This window comes from Alcaligenes sp. WGS1538, from assembly GCF_043187505.1.
In the GTDB taxonomy this organism is placed as follows: Bacteria; Pseudomonadota; Gammaproteobacteria; order Burkholderiales; family Burkholderiaceae_B; genus Alcaligenes.
The window spans coordinates 552,654-575,370 of record NZ_CP171109.1; the positions used below are offsets into that span (position 1 = coordinate 552,654).

The 22,717-nt window shown below is 65.3% G+C and carries 25 protein-coding genes and 1 pseudogene; 8 read left to right on the forward strand and 18 right to left on the reverse strand.

The window, feature by feature from the left end; all coding sequences use genetic code 11:
• Positions 1 to 3: 3 nt before the first annotated feature.
• Positions 4 to 693, forward strand: coding sequence for a recombinase family protein (locus ACF3ND_RS02580; RefSeq protein WP_394063956.1), 690 nt, complete (start codon positions 4 to 6; stop codon positions 691 to 693).
• 172 nt (positions 694 to 865) lie between these two features.
• On the opposite strand, the gene ACF3ND_RS02585 is transcribed toward ACF3ND_RS02580, so the two are convergent.
• The 3 genes from ACF3ND_RS02585 to ACF3ND_RS02595 all read right to left on the reverse strand — a co-directional run bounded on the left by ACF3ND_RS02585 (position 866) and on the right by ACF3ND_RS02595 (position 2,373).
• Positions 866 to 1,108, reverse strand: coding sequence for an alpha-glucosidase C-terminal domain-containing protein (locus ACF3ND_RS02585; protein ID WP_394063958.1), 243 nt, complete (start codon positions 1,106 to 1,108; stop codon positions 866 to 868).
• 249 nt (positions 1,109 to 1,357) lie between these two features.
• Positions 1,358 to 1,675, reverse strand: a complete 318-nt coding sequence (locus ACF3ND_RS02590) for a MatE family transporter (RefSeq protein WP_394063960.1) — start codon at positions 1,673 to 1,675, stop codon at positions 1,358 to 1,360.
• 353 nt (positions 1,676 to 2,028) lie between these two features.
• Positions 2,029 to 2,373 carry a hypothetical protein gene (locus tag ACF3ND_RS02595; protein ID WP_394063962.1) on the reverse strand — a complete coding sequence of 115 codons (345 nt, stop codon included), beginning with the start codon at positions 2,371 to 2,373 and terminating at the stop codon, positions 2,029 to 2,031.
• 289 nt (positions 2,374 to 2,662) lie between these two features.
• Between ACF3ND_RS02595 and ACF3ND_RS02600 the strand changes: the two genes are divergently transcribed.
• A complete protein-coding gene (locus tag ACF3ND_RS02600; RefSeq protein ID WP_394063964.1) occupies positions 2,663 to 3,268 on the forward strand; it encodes a GNAT family N-acetyltransferase in 606 nt (201 codons plus the stop codon).
• Positions 3,269 to 3,371: 103 nt separating this feature from the next.
• Here ACF3ND_RS02600 and ACF3ND_RS02605 read toward each other — a convergent pair whose 3' ends face one another.
• The 4 genes and pseudogenes from ACF3ND_RS02605 to ACF3ND_RS02620 form a co-directional block, all read right to left on the reverse strand.
• A complete protein-coding gene (locus tag ACF3ND_RS02605; RefSeq protein WP_394063966.1) occupies positions 3,372 to 3,551 on the reverse strand; it encodes a hypothetical protein in 180 nt (59 codons plus the stop codon).
• A 60-nt stretch (positions 3,552 to 3,611) separates the two neighbouring features.
• Complete coding sequence (locus ACF3ND_RS02610) at positions 3,612 to 4,244, reverse strand: dUTP diphosphatase (protein WP_394065766.1); 633 nt, start codon at positions 4,242 to 4,244, stop codon at positions 3,612 to 3,614.
• 54 nt (positions 4,245 to 4,298) lie between these two features.
• A pseudogene (locus tag ACF3ND_RS02615) lies at positions 4,299 to 4,991 on the reverse strand (GNAT family N-acetyltransferase); the annotation flags it as partial.
• Positions 4,992 to 5,206: 215 nt separating this feature from the next.
• A complete protein-coding gene (locus tag ACF3ND_RS02620; RefSeq protein ID WP_394063968.1) occupies positions 5,207 to 6,388 on the reverse strand; it encodes an MFS transporter in 1,182 nt (393 codons plus the stop codon).
• Positions 6,389 to 6,506: 118 nt separating this feature from the next.
• On the opposite strand from ACF3ND_RS02620, the gene ACF3ND_RS02625 reads away from it, so the two are divergent.
• On the forward strand, positions 6,507 to 7,406 hold the full coding sequence (locus ACF3ND_RS02625; protein WP_394063970.1) for a LysR substrate-binding domain-containing protein: 900 nt from the start codon (positions 6,507 to 6,509) through the stop codon (positions 7,404 to 7,406).
• 281 nt (positions 7,407 to 7,687) lie between these two features.
• On the opposite strand, the gene ACF3ND_RS02630 is transcribed toward ACF3ND_RS02625, so the two are convergent.
• The 5 genes from ACF3ND_RS02630 to ACF3ND_RS02650 all read right to left on the reverse strand — a co-directional run bounded on the left by ACF3ND_RS02630 (position 7,688) and on the right by ACF3ND_RS02650 (position 12,269).
• The gene (locus ACF3ND_RS02630) at positions 7,688 to 9,871 is read right to left on the reverse strand and encodes a TonB-dependent siderophore receptor (RefSeq protein WP_394063972.1); all 2,184 of its coding nucleotides are present in this window, start codon (positions 9,869 to 9,871) and stop codon (positions 7,688 to 7,690) included.
• Positions 9,872 to 10,047: 176 nt separating this feature from the next.
• Positions 10,048 to 10,533 (reverse strand): nucleoside deaminase, encoded by a 486-nt coding sequence (locus tag ACF3ND_RS02635; protein WP_394063974.1) that lies wholly within the window; start codon positions 10,531 to 10,533, stop codon positions 10,048 to 10,050.
• A gap of 15 nt (positions 10,534 to 10,548) precedes the next feature.
• Positions 10,549 to 10,686, reverse strand: a complete 138-nt coding sequence (locus ACF3ND_RS02640) for a hypothetical protein (RefSeq protein WP_394063976.1) — start codon at positions 10,684 to 10,686, stop codon at positions 10,549 to 10,551.
• An 18-nt stretch (positions 10,687 to 10,704) separates the two neighbouring features.
• Positions 10,705 to 12,138 carry a hypothetical protein gene (locus ACF3ND_RS02645; protein ID WP_394063978.1) on the reverse strand — a complete coding sequence of 478 codons (1,434 nt, stop codon included), beginning with the start codon at positions 12,136 to 12,138 and terminating at the stop codon, positions 10,705 to 10,707.
• Between the two features lie 2 nt (positions 12,139 to 12,140).
• The gene (locus ACF3ND_RS02650) at positions 12,141 to 12,269 is read right to left on the reverse strand and encodes a hypothetical protein (protein ID WP_394063980.1); all 129 of its coding nucleotides are present in this window, start codon (positions 12,267 to 12,269) and stop codon (positions 12,141 to 12,143) included.
• 444 nt (positions 12,270 to 12,713) lie between these two features.
• On the opposite strand from ACF3ND_RS02650, the gene ACF3ND_RS02655 reads away from it, so the two are divergent.
• Positions 12,714 to 13,502 (forward strand): GntR family transcriptional regulator, encoded by a 789-nt coding sequence (locus ACF3ND_RS02655; protein WP_394063982.1) that lies wholly within the window; start codon positions 12,714 to 12,716, stop codon positions 13,500 to 13,502.
• A complete protein-coding gene (locus ACF3ND_RS02660; protein ID WP_394063984.1) occupies positions 13,503 to 14,270 on the forward strand; it encodes an aspartate/glutamate racemase family protein in 768 nt (255 codons plus the stop codon).
• 55 nt (positions 14,271 to 14,325) lie between these two features.
• On the opposite strand, the gene ACF3ND_RS02665 is transcribed toward ACF3ND_RS02660, so the two are convergent.
• Complete coding sequence (locus ACF3ND_RS02665) at positions 14,326 to 15,162, reverse strand: bifunctional allantoicase/(S)-ureidoglycine aminohydrolase (RefSeq protein WP_394063986.1); 837 nt, start codon at positions 15,160 to 15,162, stop codon at positions 14,326 to 14,328.
• Positions 15,163 to 15,528: 366 nt separating this feature from the next.
• On the opposite strand from ACF3ND_RS02665, the gene ACF3ND_RS02670 reads away from it, so the two are divergent.
• Positions 15,529 to 16,431 (forward strand): LysR family transcriptional regulator, encoded by a 903-nt coding sequence (locus ACF3ND_RS02670; protein ID WP_394063988.1) that lies wholly within the window; start codon positions 15,529 to 15,531, stop codon positions 16,429 to 16,431.
• Here ACF3ND_RS02670 and ACF3ND_RS02675 read toward each other — a convergent pair.
• From ACF3ND_RS02675 to ACF3ND_RS02685, 3 genes are read right to left on the reverse strand one after another with little or no spacing between them, the layout of a single operon-like run.
• Entirely contained in the window at positions 16,420 to 17,451 is a 1,032-nt protein-coding gene (locus tag ACF3ND_RS02675) for a MerR family transcriptional regulator (protein ID WP_394063990.1), read from the reverse strand. The two genes, ACF3ND_RS02670 and ACF3ND_RS02675, sit on opposite strands and share 12 nt — an antisense overlap.
• Positions 17,452 to 17,464: 13 nt before the next feature.
• The gene (locus ACF3ND_RS02680; RefSeq protein WP_394063992.1) at positions 17,465 to 18,319 is read right to left on the reverse strand and encodes a class I SAM-dependent methyltransferase; all 855 of its coding nucleotides are present in this window, start codon (positions 18,317 to 18,319) and stop codon (positions 17,465 to 17,467) included.
• A 52-nt stretch (positions 18,320 to 18,371) separates the two neighbouring features.
• The gene (locus ACF3ND_RS02685; protein WP_394063994.1) at positions 18,372 to 19,283 is read right to left on the reverse strand and encodes a cation diffusion facilitator family transporter; all 912 of its coding nucleotides are present in this window, start codon (positions 19,281 to 19,283) and stop codon (positions 18,372 to 18,374) included.
• 201 nt (positions 19,284 to 19,484) lie between these two features.
• Here ACF3ND_RS02685 and ACF3ND_RS02690 point away from each other — a divergent pair, with 201 nt between their 5' ends.
• On the forward strand, positions 19,485 to 20,591 hold the full coding sequence (locus tag ACF3ND_RS02690; RefSeq protein WP_394063996.1) for a mechanosensitive ion channel family protein: 1,107 nt from the start codon (positions 19,485 to 19,487) through the stop codon (positions 20,589 to 20,591).
• 26 nt (positions 20,592 to 20,617) lie between these two features.
• Entirely contained in the window at positions 20,618 to 21,964 is a 1,347-nt protein-coding gene (gene rlmD / locus ACF3ND_RS02695; RefSeq protein ID WP_394065767.1) for a 23S rRNA (uracil(1939)-C(5))-methyltransferase RlmD, read from the forward strand.
• Between the two features lie 22 nt (positions 21,965 to 21,986).
• On the opposite strand, the gene ACF3ND_RS02700 is transcribed toward rlmD, so the two are convergent.
• Both ACF3ND_RS02700 and ACF3ND_RS02705 read right to left on the reverse strand, forming a co-directional pair.
• Entirely contained in the window at positions 21,987 to 22,292 is a 306-nt protein-coding gene (locus ACF3ND_RS02700) for a helix-turn-helix domain-containing protein (RefSeq protein WP_394063998.1), read from the reverse strand.
• A complete protein-coding gene (locus tag ACF3ND_RS02705; RefSeq protein ID WP_394064000.1) occupies positions 22,289 to 22,660 on the reverse strand; it encodes a type II toxin-antitoxin system RelE/ParE family toxin in 372 nt (123 codons plus the stop codon). Before ACF3ND_RS02705 ends, ACF3ND_RS02700 begins: the two co-directional genes overlap by 4 nt.
• Between the last annotated feature and the right edge of the window lie 57 nt (positions 22,661 to 22,717).

Sequence of the window (22,717 nt, forward strand, 5' to 3'; positions counted from 1 at the left end):
CCCATGCAGGCAGTCAGAACGAGCAAGCGGATTGGCTATGCTCGAGTTTCAACCGACGAACAGAACCTGGAGCTCCAGATTCAGGCGCTCAAGAGCGTTGGTTGCGATGTCATCTATACGGATAGTGGTATTTCAGGCGGTGCGCGTGCGCGGCCTGGACTCAATCGGGCAATGCGCAAATTGCAGCCAGGGGACAAGCTTGTCGTCTGGCGCCTGGATCGTCTGGGTCGATCCCTGGTGCATCTGGTGCAGATGCTGGACAACCTGGGGGAGCGGGAGATCGGTTTTCGCTCATTGTGCGAGCACATCGATACCAGCTCCTCGGGGGGGCGGCTGGTCTTTCACATGATGGCGGCCCTGGCCGAGTTCGAGCGTGCGCTGATCAGCGAGCGCACCCGGGCCGGAATGGCCGCCGCGCGGGCGCAAGGCAAACACGTCGGAAGGTTTCCTTCCCTGACCCGAGAACAATGCCTGGAAGCGCAGGCCTTGCTGGAGCAGGGGGTTCCGGAACAGGCGGTGGCCGAGCACTTCGCGGTGACGACGCGAACCTTGAACAGGCTGATCCAGCGACATTGCACGCAAGAGCAGGCGGCTGCGCTGCCAGGAACCGCTCCTGACGAGTCAAAGGAGCAAGCGCCGGCGCACGCCGCCGAGGATCGGTCCGAAGTCTGCCTGGCGGGCTCCCCTCCTTGAGCCGGCGCAGCATCGGGACGCGGCTTTGCGGCAGTACCTGCGGCGGAGTTTGGAAAACCGTTGGCGGCCAAGGGTTGAGGCCTGGCTTCAGCCGAACTGCGGGCCTGGGCTGAGCACCGGGCCCGTTCTTGCCTGCATCGGGGGGGCGTCGGGCGTGCAGCGCTCGGCCCGATCATTCAAGCTTGATGACGGCAGCCTGCCAAGGCTTCAGCGTTATCCTGCCATCAGTGTCCTTGATGGGAAAAGGATAGTTGTTGATCCATGCCTCCCCCAGCGTGAACCCTGCCGGCAACCTGAAACTCCCGCCCTTGTCGCTGAAGCTCAGAAGCACCAACACCTTCTCGCAGGGAAGTTCACGGATGTACGCGAACACGTCCGGATTGCTCCGATCGAGGGGCACATAGTTGCCATACACCAGTCTCGCGGTCGATCTCGTCGCCCATGTGCAAGCCGTTCGCTCGAGCCGTCCGTGATGGACCCCGAGTACCGGGGAGGTGTGGAGGAGGTCGGGATCCCCATTCAGGATCCGACCGGGTAGATGAACTTCTATGCGCAGTTACGTTGAGCTGCGGAACTCTGTATGAAGTTTCAGACAGCGCGCCATCTTTTTGCTTTCGGCACGGTTTCAGGCGTTCTTCTTCGCCAGTTGGCAAAATCACGATTATCAGCCGCCGTTGCGCTCCGGGCTGGGCGGGGTCCGGGCCAGGCCGGCTTCGTCCTCGGGCACGATGTCATCGGGAAGAAGGTCGTCGGCTATCGGGCCGTCGCCATCGTTCTCCACTTCCGCCCGCTCGCCGGTATTGAAGCGGTCGCTGTCCGTGTCCGGTGCTGCGAGAGGCTGGTCGCTTCCTGAATCGCTGGAATCGCTGGGACCCAGGGGGGGGCGGGTCAGGCCTTCCTTCACCAGGCTGGCCTCTTCGTTGTAATCGCGTTTTTGTTCCGCGATCCGCATTTCCTTCTGCTTGTCTTGGTGTGTGGTCATGGTGTGCTCTCCTGGAAGGGACTGCGCATCCTGATGATGGATGGGCGGCAGGTCCTGGAAGCGATGTCTCGCCGATCCTAGGAATTCATACTAGCAACGCGGCGTATGCCGCTCAACGCATCCGCAGTAAGTCAATATGTCCTTCTGTGAGCAATGTCTGCTTCGGGAAGGCGGGGAGCCAGGCTCGAGCTGCGCAGGACGATACGGCAGCGCTCCTGCTTGGGAGGCAGTAGCTGAAGAAGGATTACTTGGGTTCGCGCTTGACGTCGGAAAGTTCCGGGATCTTGCGGCCATTGATGCGGTCTACGATCTCCTGGGCGCTGAAATCTTCGACAAAGTTTTTGTCCTCATGCTCAGCGGTGGTGGCGTCGATGCCAGCGGCGGTCGCCCCGGTACTCCTTGTAGCCGCGATAGTTGGCGCGCTGGTAGCCGTGGTCGCGGCCTCTGTCCTGTTTCCAGTGACGATGGCGCCGGCCGCGGTCGTCCTCGGTCAGCACGTTGCCCAGCACCCCGCCGGCGGCGGCGCCGCCCAGGGTGATCAAGGGGTCGCTGTCGGACAGCAGCGCGCCGGCCACTCCGCCCAGCCCCGCGCCGATCAGGGTGTTTTCCGTCCGCTTGTCGGCCAGGGCCGTGGCGCTGAGGCCCAATGCCAGCACGGCGGCCAGAATGGCTTGAATCAGTTGTTTGCTCTTGTTCATGTCGCTCTCCTTGAACTGGACCGTTCAGTCTGCATCGAACAGCTCATGCGGCGGCTGTAGCCCGGCCAGTTTCGTCTGGACCTCACCATAGCACCTGGCGGGCGTGTCAATCATGCAGATTAGGCTACAAGGTGTGTACGCTGTATCCACCGGCCTGTTTGAGGGAGACCTGGATGCCTGGATAAGGCGATTGTTCCGCTTCACGCTTGTGAGATGCGGACGCCTTGCGTATGCTGGTCGCACCCGCTTGCGCGGTATCTTCTGGTTCATCGGCTTTTTCTGTTTTCCCATGCATGCCTTTCATCTTTCTTCCCATTCTGTGCCGTCCGCCGCGGATTCTTCGTCCGCGGCAGGAGAAGCCGGACGGTTCCAGGTCCGTCTTCTGGGCGCCGACGAGCTAGGCTTGCTGTGGGGGATAGACCGCAGCGAACACATAAAGGGCCTGTATGAGCTGCACGATGGCCGCCTGAACCTGCAGCCGGCGGACATCGATCTGCAAGGCTGGCCCGAGGGCGACCAGGAGAAATACCAGCCCGAGCACGAGGATGCCCTTGGACGCGGGGCCTGGGTTCTGGGCGTGTTCGAGGAGCACAGGCTGGTCGCCGCCGTGGGCCTGGACAGCCTGCCGCTGGGGCCGCAGGGCGATTGGCGGCACTTATTCTTCCTGCATGTCAGCCAGTCTATGCGCGGCGAGGGCCTGGGACGCTGGCTCCTGGAGCAGGCAAAGCAGCAGGCACGGATCCGGGGGGCCAAGGCGCTGTATGTGTCGGCCACGCCATCGGTCCGTACGGTGGATTTCTACCTGGCGCAAGGCTTTGTCCTGGCGCCCGAACCCGATCCGCGCCTGTATGAGCTGGACCCGGAGGATATCCACCTCCTGCATCATCTGCCGTAGTCCGCTGCTTGGGTCTTGTGGCCCGCGACCAGGACGCTCCGCCATCCCCGAGACAGGCCTGCGCTTGTGCGAAGACGGCTTTCAAGGGGCCGAAACGTGGTTCTCAGCCATTGCGATGGCGTGCTCGCTCGCGGCGGCGTGAACGCGACCAGGGATGCTGCACCTTGTATGGCTGGGGCTGGGCGCCAGGCGGCAGGCGTTCGCGTCCGGCGTCCGCAGGAGCGGGCTCGGCCCTGGCTGGATCTGGACATGTGCCGATGGGGCAGGAACAGGTTTGACGCATGGGACTCTCTCCTCTGTTCTGACAATGTGAGGGCTGCCTTCCCGCCAAAGGCGGCCGGCGCTACTTTTCCACTGCAAACATGCTGTCGTAGGTGTTCAACAAGGTCTGCAGCATGACCTGGGGATAGTCCTCGCCCTGGGACGGAAGGCGCTCCTGCAGCTCGGCCAGCCAGTGATTGTCTTCCCGGCCGCTCCAGTTCTTCTGGTAGGCGCCATGCTGGTAGCCGCGCATCTGGCGCAGCCGGTTCAAGGCGTTCTTGCCGACGTAGGAGCGGAACAGGGAGTCCAGCGTCATGCCGCAAAGGACGGCCAGGCGGCTGAAGGCGGCGAAGTTGAAGCGGCGCGTCTCCAGGCTGCGCAAGGCGAAGTGCTCCAGGGCTTCCATGATGACGGCGGAGTCGGCGGCCTGGCCGTTGGCCCGGTCCAGTTCATCGAGCGCGGCGGCGGCGTCCCGGCGGGGAGCAGCCTGAGCGGCCGGACTGTGCAGCAGCAGATCGCACAGGCCGAAGTGCAGGATGTCCACCAGTTCCAGCTGGAGCTGCGGCAGGTTGCGTTCGCGGCGTTGCCACCATTTCCAATCCAGATGGCCCGCCAGCTCGGCGCATTCTATCCACACGGCCCGGTAGTATTGCTGGCGCGCATCGCGCCACTGGGGGTTGATAAGTTCGTTCAGTTCCTGCTGCAGCGACAGCATTCGTTCCAGGCGGCGGGCTGCGGCGCCTTGCGCCGCCGCGCCCGCTTGCCCGCCGTCGCCCAGGCGACGCCGTTGCCGACCTTGTTCGTCGAAGTTGTCGGGAGACAGCCACGCCAGGAAGGCGGCCTTGCGCGCCGGCCATTCCTGATCGGTGATGGAGAACCAGGCAGTGTCGCGCGAGCGCCCCTTGTAGACCATGGCCTGGCGAAACACGCCTTCAAAGGTGAAGCCCAGCCGGACCGCGGCCGCACGCGAGGGCGCGTTGTTGGAATCGCATTTCCATTCGTAGCGCCGGTAGCCCAGTTCTTCCATGGCGTAGCGCATGAGCAGGTAGTGGGCTTCCGTGGCTTGTCGCGTCTGTTTCAGGGCGGGAGACCAGGCGACGAAGCCGACTTCGATGCAACCGTGCTGCGGGTCGATGCGCATCAGCGCCAGCGTGCCCAGCGCGCGGCCGCCGTCCAGGTCCACGACGGCGTAATGGACGGCGTCGGTTGCCTGCGCGATGCGTTCCAGGTGCTGGTCGAAGTCCTGTCGGGTGAGGAAGGGGCCCACGGACAGATAGGTCCAGTCCCGGCCGTCGGGAGCGGCGCGGTAGGCGTCGTACAGACTGTCGCCGTGCAGGGCGGGTGAGACCGGCTCCAGGCGGCAGTAGCGTCCTGTCAGCACGCGCCGGCCCGGGCGGGGCCGTGCTTGCCACAGGGAAAGAAGCGGACCTACGGGTTGCTGGAATTCATTGAGCTGGGACATGGGGGCCTGTATGTGCAGTAGCCGAAACCGCCCGGGAGCGCGGGGCGGAAAGCGGTTGAATGAGCGGCCGGCGGGCGCGGCGATCAGGAGTGGAATCGCCGCGCCCAGGGCCAAGCCTGCATTCTATTGAGCAAGTGGATGGATTGATCATTCCGCTTTTGCGGTTTGCTGCAGACCACCTTGCGCCCGCGAGCCGCTGCACGGCAGAGCCGGGATCAGGCCTTGCAGCTCATGGCGGAAGGCCGGGCCGGAGCGCGTCGGGCCAGCAGCACCAGGCCCAGTCCGGCCGCCGCCAGCGCGGCGCCGGCCAGGGGCACGGCCTGATAGCCCTGGCCCGCGGAGAGGACGCCGGCGCCGGCGGCCGCACCGATGGCGTTGCCCAGGTTGAAGGCGCCCACATTGACCGAGGAAGCCAGGCCAGGGGCCTGGGAGGCCGCCTGCATGACGCGCATCTGCAGGGGCGGCACCACGGCGAAGGTGGCGAAGCCGAACACCAGCAGGCCGGCCGCGGCGCCCGCATGGGTCTGGGCCAGCAGCGGGAAGCTGAGCATGCTGACGATGATCAGGCCCAGGAACAGCATCAGCGAGCCGTCCAGGGAGCGGTCCGCCAGCCGTCCGCCGGCGAGATTGCCCAGGGAGAAGCCCACCCCGATCAGCGCCAGCATGGCCGTGATGAAGCTCGGCGAGGCCTGCGTCAAGGCGTCCAGCGTGGGAGCCACGTAGGTGTACAGGGTGAACATGGCGCCGGCGCCCAGCACCGTGGCGGCCAGGGCCAGCACGACATTCTTCTGGGTCAGCACGGCAAGCTCGGCGCGGATGTCGGGGCGTCGGCCGGCCTGATCACGCGGCAGGGCATAGGCCAGCGCCGCCATGGCAAGCACGCCCAGCGCGGCCGTGGCCGCGAAGGACAGGCGCCAGCCTATGGTGTTGCCCAGCCAAGTGGCGGCGGGGACCCCGCCGATGTTGGCGATGGTCAGGCCCAGGAACATGGTGGCGACGGCGCTGGCCTGCTTGTGGCGGGGCACCAGGCTGGCGGCGGTCAGCGAGCCCAGGCCGAAGAAGGCGCCGTGGTTCAGGCTAGTGACCAGGCGCGCCAGCAGCAGCGTCCAGTAGCCCGGAGCCATGGCGGCCAGCAGATTGCCCAGCGTGAAGATGGCCATCAGCACGATCAGGGCGCGGCGGCGCGACCAGTGCGCCAGGGCCAGCGTCATCAGCGGGGCGCCGACCATCACGCCGATGGCGTAGGCGGTGATCAGCATGCCGGCGGAGGGAATGGACACATCCAGTCCCTGGGCGATGGCGGGCAGCAGGCCCATGGGCGAGAATTCGGTGGTGCCTATGCCGAAGGCGCCGACCGCCAGGGCCAGCAGGGCCAGTCCGGAGGAAGGAGTTTTCATGGTGCGCAATCCTGTGTCGGGGCGGAATGCCCGTTTGAGTCAGGTACGCATTGTGCCCGGACTATTTTTGCTTAAAAATGGGGGTCTGGTACAAAATTCCTTTGCTGAAAAATCAACAATGAAGATCACCCTGGAAGAAATGCAGGTGTTCCTGGCCGTGGTGGACAGCGGCACCCTGACGGCGGCGGCCGAGCAATTGGGCCAGACGGCCTCCGGCGCCAGCCGCAGCCTGTCCCGCCTGGAGAGCAAGCTGGCCACCACGCTGTTGCGGCGCACCACGCGGCGTCTGGAGCTGACCGAGGAAGGCATGGCGTTCCGCGCCCAGGCCAGGGACATCCTGGACTCGGTGGAGCGCCTGGAGGAGCAGATGGCTGCCCGCCAGGGGCAGCCGGCCGGCGTGCTGCGGGTGGATGCGGCTTCGCCCTTCATGCTGCACGTGGTGGTGCCCCTGATCGCGGGCTATCGGGAGCGCTATCCGGCCGTGCAGCTGGAACTGAGCAATAACGAGGGCTTCATCGACCTGCTGGAGCGTCGCACGGACGTGGCGCTGCGCATCGGAGAACTGAAGGACTCCACGCTGCATGCGCGGCCCATCGGGCGCAGCAGGCTGCGTGTGCTGGCCAGCCCGGAATACCTGGTGCGGCATCGCGCCCCGCAACGCGCGCGCGACCTGGACTGTCATGCCCTGCTGGGATTCAGCCAGCCTGAGTCCCTGAACGAATGGCCCTTGATGGACGGCGACAAGCGCCTGCGCGTGCGGCCCACCTTGCGCGCGTCCAGCGGCGAGACCCTGCGCCAGCTGGCGCTGGACGGCAACGGCCTGGTGTGCCTGTCCGATTTCATGACCGGCCAGGACCGTCGCGAGGGCCGCCTGGTGCAGGTGCTGGAGGACCAGACCGTGCCGGTCTTCCAGCCTGTCAATGCGGTGTACTATCGCCAGACGGCCATCGCCGCCCGGATCGCATCCTTCGTGGACTATCTGGCGCAGCAGGTGCGCGAACGGGGCCTGGAGCTGTGACCCAGGCCCGGCCGGAATCTCGGAGCCGCTTGAGGTCGATGCGCAGCACGCTGTCCAGCGCGGTCAGCGAACCAACCAGGGTATTGCCGACGTACAGGGTGTGGGTGCGCGTGTTCAGGCCCACCGCTAAGGCGCGGCGCCCAGTACGGATGTGAGGATCAGTTTCAGCGAAGCTGCACGTGGCGAAGTCATGGTTTTCCTTTTCTTGTGTCGCACAGTGGCGAGGCGGGCGCGTATTGCGCCCATGCAGTAAAGACGTTCGAGCCGGCCTGATCCCGTCATCACCAGCGATAGCGCAGGGTGGCCTTGACGGTGCGCTGATAGCCGTACCAGCACCATTCTTCCGAGGTGCACGAGCTGATGTTGCGCTTGTCGAACAGGTTGGAGACGTTCAGCGCCACATCCATGCCTTTCAGGGCGGGGCTGGCCCGGCCCAGGTCATAGTCCAGGGCCATATCCACCAGCGTGCTGGCCGGCACCTTGAAATCGTTGTAGGAGCCGCCGTAGCTGGTGCCGCGATAGCGCAGGCCGGCGGCCATGCCCAGGCCGCTCAGGGGTCCGGACTGCAACTGGTAGCGGGCCCAGACGGAAGCCTGGTGCTTGGGGATTCCGTAGGGCGTCATTCCTTCCAGGCTGGCCCGGCTGGGCGTGGCATTGTCCTTGGTGTATTCATTGGCGATGTAGGAATAGTTGGCGATCAGGCTCAGGCCCTTGGCGAACTCGCTGCGGGCTTCCAGTTCCAAGCCCTGCGTGCGCACTTCGCCGGTCTGCTCCTGGCACCTGGAACCGACGCAACCCGGAATGGTGGTCAACAGGTTCTTGCGGCGTATGTCGAACAGGGCGGCCGAATACAGGGCGCGGGCGCCGGGCGGCTGGTACTTCACGCCCACTTCGAATTGCTCGCCGCGCAGGGGATCGAAAGGCCTGTCCTGGGCGTCGGTGCCCGATTGAGGTTCGAAGGATTCTGCATAGCTGAAGTAAGGGGCGATGCCATTGTCGAAGTTGTAGATGACGCCGACCCGGCCCGTGAAGGCCTTGGCGCGCGTCGCCGAAGGGGTGATGGCGCCGGTGGCCAGGCTGCGCGCTTCCGAGACGGTCCGGGACCAGTCGTAGCGGCCGCCCAGCAGCAAGGACCATTTGTCGATCTGGATCTGGTCCTGCAGGTAGATGCCCGTGTGGTACTGGCGCTGGCGCGTGTCGCTGATCCAGTTCAGCGGGCCTATGGGCTGGCGGTAGTCGGGATTGAAGATGTCCAGGGGCGGCGCCGGGTCGAAGCTGCTGGCCAGCGTGTCGGACTGCAGATGGGCGAAGTCCACCCCGGCGACCAGGGTGTGGTCCAGCGCGCCGGTGGAGAAGCGACCCTGTATATGGTTGTCCAGCGTGTAGCTGTCCATATCGACGTCGGTGCCGCCTTTGCTGCGTTTCAGGTAGCGATAGTCGCCGGCGCCGGGCAGGTAGCCGTTGGAGTACACGCTGCGGTAGATGCCCTCGGCATGCAGGTAGCGCGCCTGCGAACGCACGGTGACGGCTGGATTGAAGCGATGCTCGAATTCGTAGCCAATGGAGTGGTGGCGGCGGTCGCTGGTCTCGAAGCCGGCGTCGCCGTCGTAGAAGGCGGGGTCCAGGCGTATGCCGTCGGGCGCGTCGAACACGCTGCGCACGGCGGGCACCGAGCCGTAGGACCCCATGTGCGGATCGCGCTGGAAATTGGCGAGCAGGGTCAGGCGGGTGTCGGCCGATGGCTGCCAGGTCAGGGCCGGGGCGATGAAATAGCGTTCCTCGCGGGTTTCGTCGATCTGGCCGTCGGACTTGTAGACCGAGCCCGTCAGGCGATAGAGCCACTGTTCGTCCTGGTCAACGGCCCCGGAGAAGTCCATGTTGGTGCGGCGATAGCGGTGATCGCCCAGCTGCAGTTCGACTTCGTTCAGGCGTTCGCGGGTCGGGCGCTTGCTGACCTGGTTGACCACGCCGCCCGGGCCACCCTGGCCGAACATGACCGAGGACGGCCCTTTCAGCACATCCACGCGCTGCAGCCGGTACGCGTCGACCTGGGGCAGGGCGTCGCGCGAGCCGAAGATGCGCATGCCGTCCAGCAGGGTGGTGGCGGAGAAACCCCGCACATTGAACTGGTCCAGGCGGGACGCGACCGCGCCGCGCGTCTCGGGCGCCACGCCGGAGGTGTAGCGCAGCACCTGGTTCAGGGTCTGCGCGCCTTGTTCGCGCATCTGGTCCTGGGTGATGACGGAAATGGACTGGGGAATCTCGATGAGGGGCGTGTCGGTCCTGGTGGCCGTGACGCTGTCCTGGGCGAGGTAGCCGACCGGTTCTTCCTGGGCGGAGCTCTTGACGGTGATGGGCGCCAGGGTGGCGCTCTCGCCCGCATTCTGCGCCTGGGCGGTTGTGAAGACGGAAGCAACGGCGATGGCGGCGCAAGCCCGTTTTGATGATAGCGACGGCGAAGGCACTGAATATCCCCATAAATATTAATGATAATGATTCGCATTAGTTTTTTATTATCAGAAAATATGGGAAGGGAGGCAAGACTGAAAACGTAAATAAATCGTCGGCAGTGGAACAGGCAGGAAGACGCTGGAACGGCCGCTCAAAAAAAGCCCGCCGGGCGGCGGGCTGGAGTGCGGGATCAGTCCAGTCTGAGCCCGTCGTTCGGGCCCATGCCGAAGCGCTCCTTCCAGGCGTCGAACACGGCGCGTTTCTCGGGCAGCGGCAGGTGTTCCACGGTGATGCCCTGTTCGCCGAACTGGCGCTGCATGCGCTCGTACAGGTGCGCCGTGGACCAGCCGTAGGGCGCGCCCTCGTCGTCGCCGGCGCAGTAGACCACGCGTTCCACCCCGGCGGCGATCATGGCCGACATGCACATGGCGCAGGGGATGCCGCTGGCGTACATGGTGGTGCCGGGGTGGCTGCTCTCGCGCCATTTGCGGCTGGCGTTGCGCAGCGCCTGGATCTCGGCGTGGGCGGTGGGGTCGTGGTCGACATAGGTTTCATTCACGCCTTCGGCCAGCACCTGGCCGTCGCGCACCAGCACCGCCCCGAAAGGCTGGCCGCCGCGCGCCACGTTTTCTTCCGCGATGCGGATCGACTGCATCAGATAGTCTTTATCGTTCATGGTTGACTCCTTGGGTTACCACAATTGCCCTTTGCGGATCTCGCTGAGCAAGATCCCGACCAGAAAGAGCAGGGTGCATCCGACGCCCGCGATGGCGCCGATGATGATGAGGCTGAAAATGGATTGGTTGAAGTTCAGGATGAGTTCGGTCATGTCGGTCTCCGGGCGGGCTCAGCGGCTCGCGGGCTCGTGGTCCAGCTGGCGCCACTGGAAGGCGCGGTTCGGATTCATCAGGGTGCTCAGGTAGACCACCAGGCCCGACAGCACGGCCGACACGATGGCCGCGGCGTAGGGCGAGATCCAGAAATAGGCCGCCAGCCCTGCCAGGGTGCCCAGCAACATGGCCCAGAAGGCCGAGCCCTGGTTGGTTTCGCGGGTGTAGATGCCGAAGACGATGGGCCAGATCATGGCGGCGACCGCCGGGCCGGTCAAGAGCAGCACCAGGTACATGGATTCGTAGGGGTTCCAGGCGATGGCGGAGGTCAGCGCGGCCAGGGCGATGATGGCGTAGCGCACGTAGCGCTGCACGGTGACATCGGTGGCCTGCGGATTGATCACGCCGCGGTAGATGTCGTTGACGATCAGGCCGGCCGCGCCGGTCAGCAGTGAACTGACGGTGGAGGCCAGGGCCGCATAGATGATGACCAGCACCAGCACCGCGCCGCCCGCGCCCATGATCTGCGACACCACGACGGGGAAGATCATGTTCACCTGGGGAATGCTGTATTTCTGGCTGATGGCGATGAAGGCCAGGGAGCCCGCCACGATGGGCACGGCGAACCAGATCAGGCCGGCCAGCACGAAGGAGCGCGAGGCGGTGCGTTCGCTGGAAGCATATACGCGCTGCCACCAGATGTTGCTGTGGAAGATCTCGCCGCAGCCGAACAGGAAATTGCCGCCCACGAACATCAGGCCGGCCGCGGTCAGGATGTTCAGCGTGGAGGGACGCAGCTCGGAGGTCTGGGTGTAGATCTGGCCCAGGTCGAAGTTCCAGTAGGACCAGGCCGCCACGGCGAACAGCGTGCCCAGGATGATCAGGCTGAGCAGGAAGTCGGTGGCCAGGATGGCCTTCAGCCCGCCCTTGAGCGTGTAGTAGGTGCACACGGCCATGATGGTCAGCATGCCGATCTTGTAGTCCACCCCCGAGAGCGCCTGCAGCAGGATGCCGCCGGCCATGGCCTGGGTCACCAGAAAGCCCAGGAAGTAGTACACGGCCAGGATCAGGTACAGCTTCCAGGCCAGCGAGCCATAACGGCGGCGGATGAATTCGCCGCTGGAATAGCCTTGGGGCATGAGTCGTTTGATGCGGCTGGCAAGCGGGGCGAACATGGCCAGGGACAGCCCCATGGTGCTGATGGCCAGCGAGCCGATCAGCCCCACGTTGTAGGCCAGTTCGGGCGCCGCCATGGTGGTGTTGCCGGTGATCCAGGCCGCCACCAGGGTGGCGGTGCCCAGGGCCAGGCCCACGTTGCGGCCCGCGTACAGGAAGTCGTTGGCGTTCTTGACATGGCGCTTGCTCACGTAGACGCCAAAGCCCAGGATCAGCGCGGACATCAGGCCGATGATGGCCAAGGCCATGCCGGGAGAAATGAAGGTCGTTGCCATGGTCATTGCTCCTTGGCGAGGTCGTCTTCCTGCTTGTAGCGGAAGTAGTTGCGCATGATGTACCCCACCAGCAGCAGCGAGGTTCCCGCCCCTAGGGCAAAAATGAAAATTGCCAGGCCGTATTCGGACATAGCCGTCTCCTCCACGCCTGTGTCGGCGTGTTGTCTTGGTTCACACGGAAGGTGCGCGCCCCGCCGGGGCGGGGATGCGCGTCAGCGTGGCCCGCCGGCGCATGCCGGCCGGGCGTCACGTTCTTGTCTCTCCGGCGTGCCCATTCTGCGTTATTGTTGTCGGCGTTCCGAAGCGGCTGGGGCCTGATGATGCGTCATCAGATTGTCGAATTTTTTCTTCAGTAATGTATACAACTTGGGAACAAATTATAGGCGTAAAACAATACCGCGATACTAGCGTTTTCCCTTAAGCTTTGCCTTCTACGCCTTGGGCAGGTCGGGGATCATAGGTCGGGCCGTGAGCCTTTCTTGTTGGAGTTTGGCTGACATTCCCGCTTGGCTGATATATAGTGTCCATGAACACTCTAATATTGGATACGAATTTATCTATTTATTGGATACAAGATGAGCAAGAAAATATCTCATGAACCTGTGCTGAATGCGGCGGACGAATCCCGCCAGACCAAGGATGACGGCATTTTCGCTCATCTCTACGCGGCCATCGTGGGGCTGCAGCTGGAACCGGGCACCAAGCTGCCCGAGGATACCTTGGCCGAGACCTACGGGGTCAGCCGCACCAGCATCCGCAAGGTGCTGCAGAAGCTGGCGCACAAGGGATTGGTGGACGTACGCATGAACCACGGCGCCAGCGTGGCCCAGCCCACCTTGAAGGACGCCCGCGACCTGTTCGCTTCGCGCCAGATCGTCGAGTGCGGCGCCATCGCCTACATCGTGCCCAAGGCCACGCCGGAGCGGCTGGCCGAACTGGAGGCCTTTCTGGAGCAGGAAAGCCAGGCGGAAAGCGAAGGCGACCGGCGCCGCGCCATCTATCTGTCGGGCCAGTTCCACCTGGCCCTGGCGCGCCTGGCGGACAACGAAATCATCAGCCATTTCCTGGGCGATCTGGTGGCGCGCACCTCCCTGGTCATCGCCACCTTCGGCGCACCGCATAGTTGCGGGTGCCCGCCCAGCAAGCATGCCGAGATCCTGCCCTTGCTGCGCGAACAGCGCGGCGACGAGGCGCGCGTCTGGATGGAAACCCATCTGAAGGACGTCGAACGCAGCGTGGTGCAGGAGCCCAGCGCCGCCGAGCCGTTCGACCTGAAGTCCGTGCTGAGCCAGTTCGATTCCCGGGCGTATCAATCCCTGTTCCCGGCAGGCAAGACCATGACACAGAAAAAACGGAGACCTTGAATGCAGATTCGGCTGATCAATCCCAACACGACCGCGTCCATGACGCACAAGATCGAGCAGGCGGCCCGCAGGGTGGCCGCCGCCGGCACGCGCATCAGCGCCAGCAACCCGCGCAGCGGGCCGGTGTCGATCGAGTCCCATTTCGACGAGGCCATCAGCGCGGTCGGCGTGCTGGAGGAGATCCGCCAGGCCCAGCAGCAGGGCGGGGCCGACGCCTACATCATCGCCTGCTTCGGCGACCCGGGCCTGCTTGCGGCGCGCGAACTGACGCGCTCGCCCGTCATCGGCATCGCTGAAGCGGCATTCCATGCGGCCAGTTTCATCAGTACGCGCTTCTCCATCGTCACCACGCTGACTCGCACCTGCGTCATTGCCGAGCATCTGCTGCAGATGTATGGCTTCCAGGGGCATTGCAAGCGCGTGCGCGCGGCGGAAATCCCGGTCCTGGAACTGGAGGAGCAGCCGGGCCTGGCGCTGGAGGCCATCATCGCCGAATGCAAGCGCGCTCGCGACGAGGACGGCGTGGGCGCCATCGTGCTCGGCTGCGGCGGCATGGCGGACCTGACCGAACAGATCTCCCGTGAAGTGGGCCTGCCCATCGTCGAAGGGGTGGCCGCCGCGGTCAAGCTGGCCGAGGCGCTGGTGGGGCTGGGCGCGCAGACCAGCAAGCACGGCGACCTGGCCTTTCCCGTCAGCAAGGCGTTCACGGGGGAGTTCGCCTATCTGTCGCATGCGCAGCATGAGGCCGGCGCACGGGTCGGCGTTTGAAGGACAATAAAAAAACCCGCTGCAAGGCAGCGGGTTTTTTGCGTGGCGCCGATGATCAGCGGGCGCCGCCGATCGTCAGGTTGGCGTGGCGGTTCACGTCTTTGTACAGCAGGTAGCGGAAACGGCTTGGGCCGCCGGCGTAGCAGGCTTGCGGGCAGAAAGCGCGCAGCCACATGAAGTCGCCGGCTTCCACTTCCACCCAGTCCTGGTTCAGGCGGTAGACGGCCTTGCCTTCCAGCACGTACAGGCCGTGTTCCATCACGTGGGTTTCGGCGAAAGGAATCACGCCGCCGGGTTCGAAGTTCACGATGTTCACGTGCATGTCGTGGCGCATGTCGGACATGTCCACGAAGCGGGTGGTGCTCCAGCGGCCTTCGGTGTCAGGCATCACGAGGGGCGTGATGTCCTTTTCGTTGGTCACGAAGGCTTCGGGGGCGTCCAGGCCTTCCACGCGCTGGTAGCGCTTGCGGATCCAGTGGAAGTTGGCCAGGTCGTTGGAGCGGTTGTGCAGCGTCCAGTTGGTCGAGGGAGGCAGGAATGCGTAGCCGCCTTCTTCCAGGATGTGCTTGGTGCCGTTCAGGACCAGTTCCAGCTGGCCCTTGACCACGAAGATCACGCCTTCGGCTTCAGGGTCGGCTTCAGGGTTGTTGCTGCCGCCGTTGGGGCTGACTTCGACGATGTACTGGGAGAAGGTCTCGGCAAAGCCGGACAGGGGGCGGGCCAGAACCCACAGGCGGGTTTTTTCCCAGCCGGGCAGGAAGCTGGTCACGATGTCCTGCAGCACGCCCTTGGGCAGCACGGCGTAGGCTTCGGTGAACATGGCGCGGTCGGTCAGCAGTTGCGTCTGGGGTGGGTGACCGCCGGGAGGGGCGTAGTAATTGACTTTGGACATAACGATTCCGATGGAGATTCAGTTAGAAACGCCTGTCGCGCTGCACGGCGCGGACGGTGCCGGCCTCCTGGCGGAAGAGGCACGCCGTCGTTTCAATGCGCGGGGACAGGTACACGATAGCGATGTGTGGCCATATGTACAAATTAAATGTATTAATTCCTAGTATTTGCTTTTCAAATGCCCGGTTGTGTGCCGCTGTCAGAATGGGGGAGGCAGGGGCCCAGTAAGCCATCACAAGGGTAAAACCTTGTCAGGAATGAGAATGTGCCTGAACTTGCTGCCGCCGGCAAGCGAAGGCGACGCGCTTGTGCAAGTGGCGGGCGGATGCTAAAAGTCCAGAAGATCATTAGGAAAACAAATGCAGTCATGATTTCCATTGAAAAACCAAATAGACCTTTGTATGACCTGGACCTGCTGCGCGCCCTGCTCACCGTGGTCGATTGCGGCAGTTTCACCACGGCGGCCGCGCGGCTGCATTCCACTCAGTCGACCATCAGCCAGAAGGTGCGGCGGCTGGAGGACATGGTGGGACACCGGCTGCTGGAGCGCGGCAGTCGCGGCGTCAGCACGACGGAAGCGGGCCAGACCCTGATGGGGTACGCGCGCCAGATGCTGGCCTTGAACGACCAGTTGTCCGAGGCCTTGTCCGGCGCCTTCGTCACGGTGACGGTGCGCCTGGGCGTGCCGGAGGATTTCACCAGCGGCCGCACGACGCAGGCCCTGGCGGGCTTCAACCGGCGCTTTCCCCAGGTCAAGCTGGAGGTCACCAGCGGCTTGAGCAGCGACTTGATGGCGGCCTACGACCAGGGCGAACTGGACCTGGTGCTGGTCAAGCAGCGCCACAATACGCGCGAAGCCGTGGCCTGCATGCCGGAGAAGACCGCCTGGGTGGACAGCGCGGCCCATCCGGTGTTCCACCTGGATCCCATTCCCCTGGTGACCTTCCCGCGCCGCGGCGTGTACCGGGAGGAGATCATCAGCGCGGTGGAGTCGTTGGGGCGCCGCTGGCGCATCAGTTTCACCAGCTCCAGCCTGAGCGGCATCCAGGGCGCCGTGGCCGACGGCATGGGCATCAGCCTGCTGCCGCGCCGGGCCGTCACCAGCGACCATGTCGAACTGGGGCGGGCGCAGGGTCTGCCGGTGATCGACGCCTTCGAGCTGGCGATCCTGCACAGGCCCAACGCCGACGATATGGTCAGGGCGCTGGCGCGCGTGCTGGTGGACATGCTGGCGCCCGAGCGCCGGCCCCGACTTCAGCTAGACATCTAGGGAGCGGAGCGCCAGCGCGTCTTTCAGCAGCCGGAGCACGGCCGGCGGCAGCCATGTTCCTTCCTGCAGTCCCGGCTCGGTTTCCTGCGCCAGACGCAGGTTCTTGGCGGCGGTTGCGTCCAGGGTATAGCGCTGCTGCAGGGCCAGCCAGCGATCCAGCAGGGCCTGGGTCCGGGGGTGGGCGGGCGCATCGCCTCGCTGCACGGCGTCCAGCAGGTCCGCCATGAGATCCGGCCACAGCGGCAGCGCATCGGGGTAGTGGTCGCTGAGGTAGGCGAAGGCCTCGGGGCTCAGGTAGGGCTGGAACAGGGTCAGGCGGTGATGGGCGTAGGCCCGCAGCAGATATTGATCCAGCTCCGGGCTCAAGCCGGTACGACGACCCAGGGCGGGCTCGTCCTTGAACATGCGCCGCAGCTGCTGGAACAGGGCGGGGTCGCGCCGGGTCTCTTCTTCCAGCGCAATCATCCATCGACGCGCGGCGCGGCGCGCATGGGGATGGTCGGCGGGTACGCCGCTCAGACGCAGGCGCTCCAGGCCCTGCAGCCGCCGCCTCCATGGCGCGCGCAAGCGTCCGTCCGCTTCCAGCAAGGGCGGGGCCTGCTTGTCCTGCGGAGCCAGGTAGCGATTGCACAGGGCGATCAGTTCCAGACGCCCGTGCCAGTCGGAGGACGTGCCCGTCGTATCGAGCAGGCTGTACAGGCCATCGCGCATCTGCCGCTGGCGCTCGATCTCCTTGTCCAGTTGCTGGATGTGGCGCCGCAGCAGGGGGGCGATGTCCTGAGGATGCTCATCGAGCAGGCGGCCTATCTGCGCCAGCCCCAGACCCAGCGAGCGCAGCGCCTGGATGTGCTGCAGGCGGGCGATGTCTTCCTGGGCGTACAGGCGATAGCCCGCGGCGCTGCGATGGCGCGGCCGCAACAGGCCGATGTCGTCGTAATGGTGCAGGGCGCGCACGGTCATGTGGACGCGGCGGGCCAGTTCACCGACGCGTAGCAGCGCCGGGGGAGAGGCTGGGGTCATGATGTGGTCGAGGTCAGACGTCGGCCCGCATCAGGCGCAGTCCGCCGCCTGCGCTCTGCAGCCCGTCGCGGCGGCGGTGGAAGTAGCGGGCGTTGAGTTCTTCCGTACCCCACAGTGTACGGCAGCGAAAGCCGAGGCGGGCCAGCAAACCATCCATGTCCTGCGGATGATAGGCGCTGAGCCAGGGTTCGCCGGCGGCTGCGCATTGCTGAGCCATCGCGCCGTCCAGCATCCGTTCGATGGGGTCCAGCGCGGCGGGATCGACCCGGAAGTCGAACAGGATGCTGCTGCCGGCGGGATAGCGCGCCACGCAGGCCAGCAGGTCGCGTATGCGATCCGCATGCAGATATGGGGTCAGGCCCAGGGCGACGAAGCAGACGGGCTCGTCCGGGAGCACGCCTGCGCTGGCCAGGCAGTCGCCCAGGTCCTGGCGGGACAGATCGCAGGGCTGCAGCACGGCGCCGGCCGGCAGCGCCAATCCGGCCAGTTCCAGCTGGCGGCGCTTCCAGTCCTGGGTGGCGGGGTGGTCGATCTCCAGCAGTTGCAGCCCGGGCGGGGCGCGCAGGCAATAGGTCTCCAGTCCGGCGCCCAGCAGGACGGCGCGCCGCAGGCCATGGGCGACGGCCTGTTCCAGCGCGTCCTCGGCCCAGCGGCTGCGGCCGACGATGGCGGCGCGCAGGGGGCGGCTCATGGGGTCGTTGTAGCGGTAGGGGTCGGCGGCCATGTCCAGCGCTTCCGGTCCCAGGATGCGCAGCGCGTAGGGGTCGTCCAGCACGCGCGGCTCGTCCAGCAATTGGTGGGCGGCGCGCTGCAGGGCCATGCGCAGGGCCGTCCGGCTGGGAGCGCGAGGTTCGGTACGAGAGGTCATGCCGTTCTCCAGGTCAAAGAACGGCATGATGAAGACTGACGCGACGTGAGGGTCAAGCGCCGGCCGAGGGAGGCTTGGGCTCGACCGGATCGAAGTGCGTCATGACGTCCAGCACGGGTTCGGCCTGCATGACTCGTTCGCGGGCCAGCACGGCGATGGCGTGGCCCTGCGCGATGGTCAGGGAACCGTCCATCTCCAGGTCCACTTCCACCCAGATCATGTCACCCAGCTTGCGCGTGCGCAGCTCGTGGATGCCCTGCACGCCGGGCGTCTCGCGCAGCAGGGCGGCGATGCGTTGCTCGGTGTCGTGGTCCACGGCGCGGTCGGTCAGGTCGTGGAAGGCGCCGATGGAAAACTTCCAGCCCATGCGCAGAATCATCAATCCCACGATGCTGGCGGCCAGCGGGTCGGCCAGCGGCAGGCCGGCCAGATTGGCCAGCACGCCCAGGCTGACCACCAGCGAGGAGGCCGCGTCCGAGCGCGCGTGCCAGGCGTTGGCCACCAGCATGGTGGAGCGCACCCGCTTGGCCACGCGCAGCATGTAGCGGAACAGCAGTTCCTTGCCGCACAGGGCGATGAAGGCGACCAGCAGGGCGGCGGGGTGGACAGGCGCGATGCTGCCCGGGTCCTGCAGCGCGGTGACGGCGTTCCACACCATGCCCAGGCCCACGAGGATCAGCAGCACGCCGATGGCCAGGGTGGCGGCGGTCTCATAGCGCAGGTGGCCGTAGGGGTGGTCCGCATCCGGCCCTTTGCGGCTGTGGCGGTTGGCGAACAGCACCACGAAATCCGACAGAAGGTCCGACAGCGAATGGACTGCGTCCGCGATCAGGGCGCGCGAATTGGCGTACAGGCCGATGGCGATCTGCAGCAGGCTCAAGCCTATGTTCACGGCCACGCTGACCCAGGTGGAGAACTGGGCGCTGCGGTGCCGGTCCAGGTCGGCGGGGGTCACTTTTTCCATGCCGGGGTTCCTTCAGAATGCGTGGGGCGGGTCGTCTGCGAAGGGCCTGCCTGATCGAGAGTGTATCGGGCTTTGGGGCCCGACGGCGACTTGAAGCGGCGGGCGCGCGGCTGTTACCGTAAAAGACGCAGGCGGCGGACCGCGGAGCGGCCCGCCGATCACTCACGACAACTGGAGCGACTGACCGTGGAAGAGCATTCCTTGTATCAGAGAGTCGCCGCCGTGCTGGAGCAGTGGGGCGACGTCTTGGCCGTATTCATGATCATCCTGTTCGCCTTGCTGGCCGGCATGGTGGTGAGCAGGGTGATGGCGCGCCTGGCACAGCGCACCGATCCGACGCGCCACGTCTGGGTGCATGGTTTCCTGGCCGGCGCGCCAGGTCCGCTCAAGGCGCTGATCTGGGTGCTGGGCCTGGCGGGGGCCGCGCGCCTGCTGGTGGAGCATGATGTTTCGTCCATGCTGGCGGCCGTCCTGCCCACCGCTCCCATGGTGGCGGTGATCGCCGTCGTGACCTGGTACTTCCTGAAGGTCTGCACCCAGGTCCAGGAGAATCTGGTGGCGCGCGCCCGCGTGCGCCGCCACGAGCTGGATCCCACGGCCACGGACGCCATCGGCAAGCTGGTACGGGCTTCCATCGTGCTGACCGCCGCGCTGACAGTGATGCAGGCCCTGGGTTTCTCGATCGCGGGCGTGCTGGCCTTCGGCGGAGTGGGCGGCATCGCCATCGGTTTTGCCGCCCAGAGCCTGGTGGCCAACCTGCTGGGCGGGCTGACCATCTTCGCCAGCCGGCCTTTCAAGGTAGGCGAATACATCATCATTCCCGGCACGGAACTGGCCGGCGGGGTGGAGCACATAGGCTGGCGCGCCACGCGCCTGATCGGCTTCGACTGCAAGCCCTTCTATGTGCCCAACTCCATGTTCAACACGCAGCCCATCATCAACCATTCCCGCATGACGGCGCGGCGCATCATGGAAACCCTGCACCTGCGCTACATGGACATGGGCGTGATGTCGCGCATCGTGGAGGAGTGTCGGCAGATGCTGCGCGAACACAAGGGCATACAGCAGGATTTCTTCGCTTTCAATTTCGACAGCTGCGGTGAACGCTCATTGCAGCTGTCCCTGTATGCGTTCACGGTCAGCACGGACTACAACGAGTTCATGAACGTGAAGGAAGACATCCTGCTGCGCATCGCGGATATCGTGCGGCGCCATGGCGCGCAACTGGCCGAGCCGGTCGCGACGGTGTATGCGCCGGACGGCCTGTTCGAGGCCATGCCTGCTCCGCGCCAGCCCGCGCCCGTCTGAGCGGGTTTCGCTTTTACAATGTCAGCCTGGCAAACGGGACGGCCAAGGAGCGCCGGCAGGACATGATGGAACTGGATATCGAAGCCCTGGATATGGAAGGGCGCGGCGTTGCGCAACAGGACGGCTGCACGCATTTCGTGGACGGCGCCCTGCCCGGCGAACGAGTGCGCGTGGCGAACCCGGCAGGGGGCCGCCGCCACCAGGTCTGGGAACTGCAGGACATCCTGCAGGCCAGCAGCCAGCGCGTCCAGCCGCCCTGTCCGCACTTCGGCGTCTGCGGCGGCTGCGTCATGCAGCATCTGGAGCCCTCCGCCCAGGTGGCCGTCAAGCAGCGTCACCTGGAAGACAGCCTGCAACGGGTCGGCGGCCTGCGCCCCGAGCGCCTGCTGGCGCCGGTCCATGGCCCGTATTGGGCCTATCGGCAGCGCGCTCGCCTGTCCGTCTATCGGGTGGACGGGGAGGGGCTGCGCATCGGCTTCCGGGAGCGCGGCAGCACGCACGTGGCCGACCTGCGCCAGTGCCTTGTCCTGCCCGCGCCGGTATCGGCGCTGCTGCCGGCCTTGCGGGAACTGATCGCGGGCCTGTCCATTCCCCACCGCATTCCGCAGATCGAGCTGGCCATGGGGGATTCGGCCTGCGTCCTGGTCTTGCGGCACCTGCTGCCCTTGACGCAGCAGGACCAGGACAGCCTGCGGGCCTTCGGGCGCGAACACGGCGTGCAGTGGTGGACGCAGGCGGGCGGGCCCGATTCGGCGCGGCCCCTGGATCCCGTGCCGCCAGCGCAAGAACTGGCCTACGCCTTGCCCGAGTTCGATGTGCGCTTCGCCTACCGGCCGACGGATTTCACCCAGGTCAATCCTGCCAGCAACCGCAGCCTGGTGTCCCAGGCCTTGGCGCTGTTGGCGCCCGGGCTGCAGGAGCGCGTGCTGGACCTGTTCTGCGGCCTGGGCAATTTCACCTTGCCGCTGGCGCGCCGGGCCGCCTTCGTGACCGGCGTCGAGGGCAGCGCCGCCCTGCTGGAGCGCGCCCGCCACGCCGCCCGCGCCCACGGCCTGCAGGACCGGACCGATTTCGCGCAGCGCAATCTGTTCGAGGCGGACCGCAACTGGTGGGACGCCCTGGGACGCGTCGACAAGGTCTTGATGGATCCTCCGCGCGAAGGGGCTCGCGCCGTCGCCGAAGTCCTGGCCCGCCTGTCCGACGAGCGCCGTCCGCAACGCATCGTGTACGTTTCCTGCGAACCGCTGACCCTGGCCCGCGACGCCGCCATCCTGGTGCACCGGGGACGCTACCGTCTGCGCGCCGCCGGCGTGCTGAACCTGTTTCCCCATACCGGCCACGTGGAGTCCATGACGGTGTTCGAGCCAGCCTGAGCCGGCGCGGCGGCCCGGCCGTTCAGGCCAGGATGTTCAGTCCTTTCTGCGCGACCAGGTTGAGCAGCTTCAATGCAGGGCCGGCCGGGCGGCTTTCGCCTCGTTCCCATTTCTGGACCGTGGAGGCCGTGGTGTGCAGATAAAGGGCGAAGACAGCTTGGCTGATCTTGAATCGCTCGCGCAAGGCCTTGATTTCACCAGGATCCAATTCCGTTACTTGCGGCGGGCAGAGCTGGTCGAATTCCCTCAGTGTAATTTTGTCCACGGCGCCGGATTTCACCAGGGCTTGCAGATCGTCGCGCAAGGAGTCGATAAGGGGGCTCTTCATGGTGCTGTCATCCTGATCAAGATGCCGTCTTGCAGTGCTCTGGACAAGCCGGAACCATGCAGTCCGAGAAAAACTTTTCCCGCATATTGCAAGGCGGCGCGTTCGGACGAATGGATATTGTCGCGGTCCGACTTCGAGAAACCGTGCATGAAGATGTAGCGCTGACCCAGGCGGGCGGAAAGCAGGACACGGTAAGCGCCGCGTCGGCCACATCCTGGGCGCGCAAGACGCTTCTTGTACAGCAGTCCGCCCAAGTTGGCATCGATCAGTCCGCATTCCATTTCGGAGATGGCGGACCAGAGCGCTTCATCGGGTAGATGCTCGTCAGCTTGCCAGCGCGCAAAATACCGTCGTGTGTACACATCCATGCAGATTCTCCAATTATACCCGTTACGGGTATATAAGAAAGGGGTCTGTATTCAATC

What these genes read in the sequence shown, in the direction of transcription:
- ACF3ND_RS02600 (WP_394063964.1), top strand. Translation starts at nt 2,663, where the DNA reads ATGCATGCCTTTCATCTTTCTTCCCATTCTGTGCCGTCCGCCGCGGAT.
- ACF3ND_RS02595 (WP_394063962.1), bottom strand. Translation starts at nt 2,373, where the DNA reads ATGAACAAGAGCAAACAACTGATTCAAGCCATTCTGGCCGCCGTGCTG.
- ACF3ND_RS02625 (WP_394063970.1), top strand. Translation starts at nt 6,507, where the DNA reads ATGAAGATCACCCTGGAAGAAATGCAGGTGTTCCTGGCCGTGGTGGAC.
- ACF3ND_RS02655 (WP_394063982.1), top strand. Translation starts at nt 12,714, where the DNA reads ATGAGCAAGAAAATATCTCATGAACCTGTGCTGAATGCGGCGGACGAA.
- ACF3ND_RS02635 (WP_394063974.1), bottom strand. Translation starts at nt 10,533, where the DNA reads ATGAACGATAAAGACTATCTGATGCAGTCGATCCGCATCGCGGAAGAA.
- ACF3ND_RS02610 (WP_394065766.1), bottom strand. Translation starts at nt 4,244, where the DNA reads ATGCTGTCGCTGCAGCAGGAACTGAACGAACTTATCAACCCCCAGTGG.
- ACF3ND_RS02705 (WP_394064000.1), bottom strand. Translation starts at nt 22,660, where the DNA reads ATGGATGTGTACACACGACGGTATTTTGCGCGCTGGCAAGCTGACGAG.
- ACF3ND_RS02670 (WP_394063988.1), top strand. Translation starts at nt 15,529, where the DNA reads ATGATTTCCATTGAAAAACCAAATAGACCTTTGTATGACCTGGACCTG.
- ACF3ND_RS02645 (WP_394063978.1), bottom strand. Translation starts at nt 12,138, where the DNA reads ATGGCAACGACCTTCATTTCTCCCGGCATGGCCTTGGCCATCATCGGC.
- ACF3ND_RS02685 (WP_394063994.1), bottom strand. Translation starts at nt 19,283, where the DNA reads ATGGAAAAAGTGACCCCCGCCGACCTGGACCGGCACCGCAGCGCCCAG.
- ACF3ND_RS02700 (WP_394063998.1), bottom strand. Translation starts at nt 22,292, where the DNA reads ATGAAGAGCCCCCTTATCGACTCCTTGCGCGACGATCTGCAAGCCCTG.
- ACF3ND_RS02680 (WP_394063992.1), bottom strand. Translation starts at nt 18,319, where the DNA reads ATGACCTCTCGTACCGAACCTCGCGCTCCCAGCCGGACGGCCCTGCGC.
- ACF3ND_RS02660 (WP_394063984.1), top strand. Translation starts at nt 13,503, where the DNA reads ATGCAGATTCGGCTGATCAATCCCAACACGACCGCGTCCATGACGCAC.
- ACF3ND_RS02675 (WP_394063990.1), bottom strand. Translation starts at nt 17,451, where the DNA reads ATGACCCCAGCCTCTCCCCCGGCGCTGCTACGCGTCGGTGAACTGGCC.
- ACF3ND_RS02580 (WP_394063956.1), top strand. Translation starts at nt 4, where the DNA reads ATGCAGGCAGTCAGAACGAGCAAGCGGATTGGCTATGCTCGAGTTTCA.
- ACF3ND_RS02665 (WP_394063986.1), bottom strand. Translation starts at nt 15,162, where the DNA reads ATGTCCAAAGTCAATTACTACGCCCCTCCCGGCGGTCACCCACCCCAG.
- ACF3ND_RS02650 (WP_394063980.1), bottom strand. Translation starts at nt 12,269, where the DNA reads ATGTCCGAATACGGCCTGGCAATTTTCATTTTTGCCCTAGGGGCGGGA.
- ACF3ND_RS02620 (WP_394063968.1), bottom strand. Translation starts at nt 6,388, where the DNA reads ATGAAAACTCCTTCCTCCGGACTGGCCCTGCTGGCCCTGGCGGTCGGC.
- ACF3ND_RS02590 (WP_394063960.1), bottom strand. Translation starts at nt 1,675, where the DNA reads ATGACCACACACCAAGACAAGCAGAAGGAAATGCGGATCGCGGAACAA.
- ACF3ND_RS02605 (WP_394063966.1), bottom strand. Translation starts at nt 3,551, where the DNA reads ATGCGTCAAACCTGTTCCTGCCCCATCGGCACATGTCCAGATCCAGCC.
- ACF3ND_RS02640 (WP_394063976.1), bottom strand. Translation starts at nt 10,686, where the DNA reads ATGACCGAACTCATCCTGAACTTCAACCAATCCATTTTCAGCCTCATC.